This is a genomic window from Methanocalculus sp. (assembly GCF_030651615.1).
Taxonomy (GTDB): Archaea; Halobacteriota; Methanomicrobia; order Methanomicrobiales; family Methanocorpusculaceae; genus Methanocalculus.
This window is the reverse complement of the sequence record NZ_JAUSCG010000226.1, coordinates 1-8,531: the sequence shown is the minus strand read 5'-3', so window position 1 is coordinate 8,531 and position 8,531 is coordinate 1. Positions and strand designations below refer to the sequence as shown.

The following is an 8,531-nucleotide window of genomic DNA, read 5'->3' as shown; positions in this document are numbered from 1 at the left end:
GTGCTACGACACTCCTCCTGATCCGGCGACTCCTTGGAAGGACCCTCCTCACCGCCCGTGAGGCGAGTACAGTCCATGGCCTCCTGAGAAGGACTGAGTGGCATCTGGATCATCCAGAAGGAGATAAGTCTGATCAGGTGCTATCTGACAGTAATGATCCTTGTTGACTGGCAGATCACCGACCGCATTAATCACGGCCACATTATGATCGATCCCTTCGATCCGGCATTGGTTCAGCCAAACTCACTTGATATCCGGCTTGGCAACCATTTTGTCTGGTATCGGGGAAGCGATCGTGTCATCGATCCGTATGATAAAAAGAGCATCGAATCGGAGACCGATGAGGTTGTCTCGGAATATTTTGATATTCAGCCGGGCATGTTCGTCCTTGCAGAGACGATGGAAGTGATCGGTCTTCCCGACAACATCGTCGCTTCTATTGAGGGGAAGAGCAGTATCGCCCGTTTCGGTGTCGAACTCCATCAGACCGGAGGCTGGATCGATGCGGGTTTTCGTGGGACTATCACCCTTGAGATGTGCAACGTCAACGTCCGGCCGGTCAGAGTCTATGCAGGAATGCCGATAGGACAACTTGTCTTCTATACGACTGAGCGCGCGGCATGCCCCTATGACAAAAAACCCGATGCCAAATATATGGATCAACGACAGGCTACGCTCTCCCGTTATTCAGGCAATAAGAGGCGGGACTGAATTGTTATATAACTCATTAATACGCATACGTACTGGATTTGGGATGGTTTAATAATGCGGCTTCTTCTGATACATTCGGATTTTATTGAGTATGAAGCACAGAAGAAAACGGCGATGGCAGAAGAGGGGATCATCGAGAAAGACTCCCTTAGTGACGCTATCACCGCATTCTGTGCAGTAGAGTCGGTCGATGAAGAGGATATTCAGGATGTCGTCTCACAGGCGGCAGCCGAGATCCTCTCGACTGCTGAGAAGGTGGGGGCGGCGCGGGTGATGATCTATCCCTATGCCCACCTCTCAAACGATCTCGCCTCTCCAAAACAGGCGGTTCTTGCACTGAAAGCTCTTGAAGAAGCGATCTCAGACAGGATCGAGGTCAAAAGGGCACCATTTGGATGGTATAAGTCATTCAAGCTCTCCTGCAAAGGGCATCCGCTCTCCGAGCTTTCCCGGACTATCCTTCCGGGAGGATCAGATGCCCCGAAGAAAGCGGAGATTACCCGTGAATGGTTTGTCCTCACCCCTGAAGGTGAGAAGAAGGATATCAGCGAGTATATGGACGACTCAAACTTCGGCCGGTTAATTGCGAAAGAGACCGGATCAGCAGTCGCCGTCGGGGGCGATCCGATCCATGTGGAGTTGATGAGGGCCAAGGAACTCGTCGATTACGAGGCGAGATCGGATGTTGGAAACCTCAGGTGGATGCCACGCGGGAAACTGATCCGTGATCTCCTCGGAGACTACTGTCTCCGGACCGTCCTTGCCTATGGTGGGTCTCCGGTTGAGACACCGGTGATGTATGATCTCGGCGATCCCGCTATCTATGAGCATGCAGCGAAGTTTGGCGAGCGGCAGTACCGGTTCAAGTCAAATAACCGGAACATGATGCTCAGGTTTGCTGCATGTTTTGGGATGTTCTCGATTATGCACGATATGCATATATCCCCCAATAATCTCCCGATGAAGATGTACGAGCTCTCGACGTACTCCTTCAGGCATGAGCAGAAGGGTGAAGTGATCGGCCTGAAGCGTCTCCGGACATTCACGATGCCGGATATGCATACCCTGACAAAAGATATGGAAAATGCGCTCTCCTGCTTTGAAGAGCAGCTCCAGATGGGTTGGAAGAGCGGTGAAGACCTCGGCACCCCGCTCGAAGGGGCATTCCGATGTACACAGGACTTCTACCGTGAGCATGCAGACTGGGTTCAGAAGGTTGTGAGCCTCTCAGGTCGCCCTCTCTTAATTGAGATCCTCTCAGATCGTGTCCACTATTGGGTGGCAAAGATTGATCTGGCGGCAATCGACAGCCAGGGCAGGCCGATCGAGAACCCGACCGTCCAGATTGATGTCGAGAGTGCACAACGGTTCGATATCTCCTATATCGATCGTGAAGGCAATGTGATCCGCCCACCAATCCTTCACTGTTCGCCAACTGGTTCAATCGAGCGTGTTATCTGCGCCATGCTGGAGGGAACCGCTCGAATGAGTGTACCATCATTCCCGGTCTGGCTTGCACCAACACAGATCCGGGTTCTTCCGGTTTCAAGCAGGAATCTTCCCTATGCAGAGAAGGTTGCTGATGCGCTGAGCAAAGCAGATATCAGAGTGGATCTTGACGATCGCGAAGAATCGGTCGGTAAAAAGATACGTGAAGCAGGCATGGACTGGGTTCCTTTCGTCGTCGTCATCGGAGATCAGGAGGAGGAATCCGGAGTCCTGACAGTGACGATCAGGTCAAAGTCTGATCCGAAGAAGCCGTTCAAGGAGCAGCTGACTATCTTCGATCTCATCTCGGTCGTCCGTTCAGAGACAAATGGCATGCCCTATCGTCCACTCTACACCCAGCGGCTCCTTTCAATGAAGCCGCGATATATCTAACCTTTTTTTATGCCCGCACCTGTCTCATCTGTCATCTGCAGCACGTATGATGAGGCTGAGGAGGCAGTATCACGGGCAGTTGATCTCCTTGGAGGGATCAGTTCATTTGTGCAGCCCACAATGACGGTGCTCATCAAGCCAAACCTTCTTGCCGGAGCTGCCCCTGAGCGTGCGGTTACCACCCATCCGGCGGTCATCTCTGCGGTTGCACGACTTTTGACCGAGTATGGATGCCGCGTGGTGATAGGAGACAGCCCGGGTGCCGGTACCCGGTATACTGTCTCATCCCTCAGAAAAGCGTATGAACGATCCGGTTTTCCTCCTCTCTGTGCCATCCCGGGTGTCACCCTGAATGAGGATATCTCTCATACAACGGTTGCATCTCCCAATGGTCATCTGGTGAAACGGTTTCTGATCATCTCCCCGGCAGTTTCAGCTGATGCGATAATTTCACTCTCAAAGCCGAAGACCCACCTTTTAACGACATATACCGGCGCGGTCAAGAACCTCTTTGGCATCATACCGGGCCATGAAAAGTCCCTCTTCCACTCACGGTTCCCGGATGCGGATGATTTCTCTGAGATGCTCCTTGACCTGCATGGGGCAGTTATCCCCGTCCTCCATCTGATGGATGCTGTCATCGGCATGGAAGGAAACGGTCCCCTCTCAGGAAACCCAAGGCAGATAGGTCTGATCCTTGCATCAAGGGACCCCCATGCACTCGATCTTGTTGCCTGCCGGACAATCGGGATACCACCTGAGATCGTCCCGACACTGATGGCTGCGAGGTCACGGGGATATATCAACTCTGATCCGGAGATCCGTGGTGATGACCCTTCATCTCTTAAGGTGCTGCCATTCCGTCTCCCTGATACTGCACGACCCGCAGGGCTTCGGATGAAGATCACCCGGAAAGCTCTTGCCCGGCTCCAGAGATCTGCCCGTTTTCTCGCCCCCTATCCGGAGGTGGTTGAATCCAGATGCATCGGATGCGGCGCATGTGTTCGGATCTGTCCGGCTGAAGCGGCAACACTTCGAAATCGAAGGGCAGAGATCGATCTCGGACGCTGCATCCGGTGCTACTGCTGCCATGAGTCCTGTGAGGAGAAGGCAATTCAGATCAAAGAGGGCCTCTTTTCCCGCCTCCTCTTCGGAAGGCGGCAGTAGTTATATCCTTCGGAACCAAACGCTACTGAATGGTTCATCTGACGGTTGACATCGGTGGTCGCCCGGGGCTCGACTGCCGGGGTTTCTGTTCATACTGTTATTTCCGGCATAGAAAAGATCGGGATACCCTCGCGTTTGGCTGCCGTTACTGTCTCCCTTTTCTGAAAGGGTGTGATTACTGTAATCGTGGTGTAAAAGAGGAGTACGCGGGATTTAAGCCCCTCCGTGAAGTTGCAGATTCAGTACTTGCAGATATTCAGTCGATTCGCGGCGATATCACCCGGATTACGATCAGTGGGGGAGGAGATCCAAGCTGCTACCCGGAGTTTACCGATCTCATCGAACTCCTCGCAAGCCTTGAAGCACCCCTCCATATCGGCTATACGAGCGGGAATGGTTTTGATGACCCCGCAATTGCCGATACTCTCATCAATTCCGGCCTTTCTGAGATCTCATTCACCGTCTTTGCATCCGATCCGGCACTCAGAAGACAATACATGCATGATCCAACCCCCGAGGCATCCCTTGCAATTCTTGAGAGGCTTGCAGAAGAGATCGACGTGTATGCCGCATCGGTGATCCTGCCCGGAGTCAATGACGGCTCTGTCCTCGAAGAGACCTGCCGGTGGCTTGAGGACCGTGGTGTGAAAGGCCATATCCTGATGCGGTTTGCAAATGCGAAAGAACAGGGTCTTATCCTTGGAAATGCCCCGATCATTCCCGATCATCCCGTCCAGACGGTCAGAGAATTTGCAGATATGGTAGGCTCGGTTGCTTCGAAGTTTTCGATGAAGGTCTCAGGAACCCCGCTCTTTGACCCGGAGATAGGCTCTCCGTTTGCAATTATGTCGGAGCCGGACCTGATTGCGAAACTCCCGCGGATGAAAGGATCGGCAACAGTCGTTACCGGCAGCGTTGCCGCTCCGTTTCTGAAGGCGATCCTCTCCGGCTGTGGAGCAGCCGATGTCAGGGGCGTCTCAAAGGAGATTGCATGCCTGATCACAGCGGATGATCTTCTGGAACTTGATCTACGCACTCTTGCAGATACGGTGATCATTCCGGGAAGGGCGTTTGTCTTCCTTCCGGAAGCCGAGTCCATCCTCTCAGCAGACGGGACGATCAGACGGGTTGTGAGAGGTCCTGAAACCCTGACCGCAGATGCAGAGACGAGCATGGGGATGACCCGTGAAGGGGTGCTTGAGATGGAACTATCAGGTTTTTCGGATCTGATCAGGTTGATTAATCTGTATGGTGGAGAATGATCCCGCTTGAAGAGGCGATCGGGTATACATTCTCTGATCCGTCTCTTCTCACCCGTGCTCTCACCAGATCAGCCTATGCCCGTGAGGCAGGACTGCCAAATAGCCGACATATGGATGCTTTTGCCGTCCTCGGTGATGCCGCAATCGAACTTGCCGTCATTGAAGAGGTCATTGCTGCGGGTGAGTTCGATAAAGGTGTGATAACGAACATAAAAGTGAATGCTGTGAATATGCTTCGCCTCAGGATGGCTGCTGAATCCCTTGATCTCGCATTATATGTCAGATGGGGTAAAGGGGAGAAGACCCAGGGGATCTGGACGTCGGGACGGGTGCTGGCTGAGTGTTACGAGGCGTTGATCGGCGCACTCTATCTTGATTCCGGGATAAATGATGTAAAAAAGGTGCTCTACGCCTCAGGGATACTATCAAATAAGAAAGATTGAAGTAACCCTGCCTGCGAACTAACTGTACCATAGACTCTGCTGCTTTTACAAGGGGCAGGAGGTGGCTTGTATGATCGGACGGATGGTAACGATCGGAAATGAGATTGCAGGAATAACATGCCGGGGCGGCAGACCGGTTAATGAAGATTCCTATACAATACTCCCGCTCTCTGATGGATACCTGATTGCAGTTGCAGATGGTATCGGGGGCCAGAGGGCAGGAGACCGTGCATCATCACTTGCCATCTCAACGCTTGGGGATTTTATCTCAGAGAACTATACCGGCGGACTCAGGACAGACGAGTGCCACAGGATTATCAGGGAGGGTTTTACTGCGGCCGATCAGGCGGTCCAAACAGCTGCCGTTGGAGATGCGACAGGGATGGGGACGACGCTTGTCGCAGCTCTTATCAGGCGTGGCACTGCAATCATAGCCCATACGGGGGATTCACGGGCATATCACCTATCCGGCAGAATCGTCTCTGTCACCCGTGATCATTCTCTTATTGCCGACATGGTAGAGCGTGGGCTTCTGGACCCATGTGAGGTGAGTCACCATCCGCTGCGCTCATATATCACACAGAGCATTGGAGGCGATTTTACTGTGACATCAACGATCAGTTCCCTTCATCCTGGTGACGTCCTCCTTCTGGCAACAGATGGTTTTTATGAATACCTTGATGAACAGACCATCGTCTCTGAATCACTCAGGCTTGAGCCGGCAGTTATTCTGCGCCGGTTGATGCAGCGTGTACTCAGGCTCACAAAAGATAATGCAACCGCTGTTATTTACCGCCATCCGGTCTGATCGAAGCAGAGAGAGCAAGGGACCAGACTGAAGATGGTCTTCTGTTCTTATCTGAAAAAATTAATCATGTAACTCGAGGAGAGCCTCAAGTTCTTCTTCGGCATGAGTTTTTGGTGGGATAGGAGGACTGCTCTGTTCTGCAATAATGAACCGCCATCCGGTGATCGATGATGCCTGGAATGCTGCCTGGTAGTACCTGCCGTCTACTTCATATCCCACTTCCCCTGTTGTATCACGTAACGCTGTTCTGGCTGCTTCCGAATATGAATCGGCTCCGGTAGGTATCGTCTGGCCTATCTTCTCAGGATGGGTCTGTAATGCGATGATCCCCTCTTCAGTTAATGCTGAGAAGTACGCAGTGTCGGAGAGAGCAAGTTCGTTATTGAAAGTATGTGATAGCGTTGTAAGGTCGATTAAGGCTTCCAGAGCTCCTATGACCTCATTACCACTGGTGACCGGAACTGCCACCACCGCAGCCTCACGACCGGTTACCGGATCCGTTATCACAAGGCCATATATTGATGTTCCTTTCAGGAGTGTTGATAGATAGGGTCGATTCCCGGTATCGGCACGTGGTGCTGAATCACCCTGAAGGTACCATGTACCATCCGAAGAGACATACACGAAGTTGGTCTGCGGGTCATTTGCCCTGAGGCTTGCGAGAACCGGCTGGATAACTTCCCGGTTCCCTGACCTGAGATCTGATGTGGAAGCAAGGAGATGAAGTGTCTTTGCGGTTCCCGAAAAGCGTGCATCAGCCTTTGAGACGAGGAGGGCAAGTGCCTCCTTTCCAACTCCGCTGAGGCCTGCTGGCCGTGAGTAGATGACATCCTGTTCCCGAATGACAATCTCCTCAAATGTCCCGTCCTTCTTCATTGCGTCAAGGGTCGCCTGCCATTTTTTTACTGTCGACTCAGGAGTGCCTTCACTGAAGGCGATGAAGAGTTCTACTTCGCGGAGGGTATAGACGGGTTCAAGAGATGCAGGGTCAACTCCGGCTGCGAGGCAGTGGGGTATAACCGTATCGCTGCTCCCAAACCAGAGATCGATCTCACCGTTCATCACGCCTCTGATCGCCTCGGTATCATCAGTTACAAGTATGAGTTTCTCAAATCCCAGTCTGTCAAGGTACTGATGCCTCCAGTCATCCCTGACAACACCAACGGTGTAGTGGTCCAAAATCTCATCCAAGCCCGAGATATCGATTTTTGATCCGGTTCCTGCGTAGAAGACAAACCCGAGTTTTCCAACTGGTCCGACCCATGAGAAGAGTGATTCACGCTCGGGAGTCTTTGCTGTTGAGAAGAGTATGACGTCTGGTGTACTCAGTGCGATTGCATACCCCTCACTCCAGGTGAGAACCTCAATTAAACTGGTCTGGTGCTGTCTTTTCAGGATCTCACGCACCACCTCGGTTGACTGGCCGGCTGCCTCACCGTCGGTTCCCAGGTAATTGTATGGTGGGTTCTCCTCTGTCACGATTCTGAGCCCGGAATCTGCCGGGGGACCGGTAGTTATATCTCTTCCGACACACCCAGCCGATGTCATAAGGAGGCATATGATCAGTGTGATTGCGATGGTTAGCAGAAATCCTCTCATCGATGTACCCATTCAATAAATGGATGAAAGGGGATCGTAGATAAGTATTGTTAATTGCAGTATAAAATTATGATTAAAATCTAAATATCAATTTTTTATAAGACTGATATCGGTTCCTATCTGAGATTATTGGGATCCGGCTACCTCCTGAAAGTACAGGTGATCTGCTCACGCGTGTACCACTCCCCTGAGAGACGGATAGTGTGACAATCTCGTGCAATTGAAAGGTCTTTAAAAGGTCCTTTCAGATCAGAGAGCTCCTTTTCGGTGAAGTAATGGGTGATGATCTCCCGTCTGCTGAAAGTGAAAGGTTCGATTTCTCTCCCTTTTCCGCATCGCATATCTTTCCTTGAGAAGACGGTGCAGTGGAAGGCTCCGTCCTCTCGTAACACCCTCCAGACTTCATGTATCAGGAGTGGGCGGAGCCCTTCCGGAAGATGACCGAGGATGTGGATCCCGATGACCGCATCAAATGTACAATTATTGAATGGGAGTGAGCATGCATCCCCGACAATCAGGTCTTCTCTTTCTTTACAGATCCTGACAGCCTCCTCTGCGCTATCGATCCCAACAACCGTCCACCCTCTCGACTTCATTGTCATGAGGTGCTTGCCATTTCCGCACCCAAGATCAAGCACCAGTGCGCCCGGTAATTGGTCG

General features: G+C 52.0%; 8 protein-coding genes. 6 read left to right on the top strand and 2 right to left on the bottom strand.

From position 1 onward, the window contains the following. Positions 1-153 precede the first annotated feature (153 nt). The 6 genes from dcd (at position 154) to Q7V06_RS09510 (ending at position 6,272) form a co-directional block, all read left to right on the top strand. Complete coding sequence (dcd, locus tag Q7V06_RS09535; protein WP_304840942.1) at positions 154-711, top strand: dCTP deaminase; 558 nt, start codon at positions 154-156, stop codon at positions 709-711. A gap of 54 nt (positions 712-765) precedes the next feature. Further along, positions 766-2,592, top strand: coding sequence for a threonine--tRNA ligase (locus tag Q7V06_RS09530; RefSeq protein WP_304840940.1), 1,827 nt, complete (start codon positions 766-768; stop codon positions 2,590-2,592). A gap of 9 nt (positions 2,593-2,601) precedes the next feature. Then, positions 2,602-3,759 (top strand): DUF362 domain-containing protein, encoded by a 1,158-nt coding sequence (locus Q7V06_RS09525; protein ID WP_304840938.1) that lies wholly within the window; start codon positions 2,602-2,604, stop codon positions 3,757-3,759. A gap of 29 nt (positions 3,760-3,788) precedes the next feature. Then, positions 3,789-5,021 carry a methyl coenzyme M reductase-arginine methyltransferase Mmp10 gene (gene mmp10, locus Q7V06_RS09520; RefSeq protein ID WP_304840936.1) on the top strand — a complete coding sequence of 411 codons (1,233 nt, stop codon included), beginning with the start codon at positions 3,789-3,791 and terminating at the stop codon, positions 5,019-5,021. Further along, positions 5,018-5,464: a ribonuclease III domain-containing protein gene (locus Q7V06_RS09515; RefSeq protein ID WP_304840934.1), complete on the top strand. Its 447-nt coding sequence runs from the start codon at positions 5,018-5,020 to the stop codon at positions 5,462-5,464. The genes mmp10 and Q7V06_RS09515 overlap by 4 nt, the downstream gene beginning before the upstream one ends. A gap of 70 nt (positions 5,465-5,534) precedes the next feature. Continuing rightward, on the top strand, positions 5,535-6,272 hold the full coding sequence (locus Q7V06_RS09510; protein ID WP_304840932.1) for a PP2C family serine/threonine-protein phosphatase: 738 nt from the start codon (positions 5,535-5,537) through the stop codon (positions 6,270-6,272). A 60-nt stretch (positions 6,273-6,332) separates the two neighbouring features. Here the strand turns inward: Q7V06_RS09510 and Q7V06_RS09505 are convergent, their stop codons facing one another. Together Q7V06_RS09505 and Q7V06_RS09500 are read right to left on the bottom strand one after the other, a co-directional pair. Further along, the gene (locus Q7V06_RS09505; protein WP_304840930.1) at positions 6,333-7,883 is read right to left on the bottom strand and encodes a transporter substrate-binding domain-containing protein; all 1,551 of its coding nucleotides are present in this window, start codon (positions 7,881-7,883) and stop codon (positions 6,333-6,335) included. Between the two features lie 128 nt (positions 7,884-8,011). Further along, on the bottom strand, positions 8,012-8,531 hold a 520-nt coding region (locus tag Q7V06_RS09500; protein WP_304840928.1), incomplete at its 5' end, for a class I SAM-dependent methyltransferase.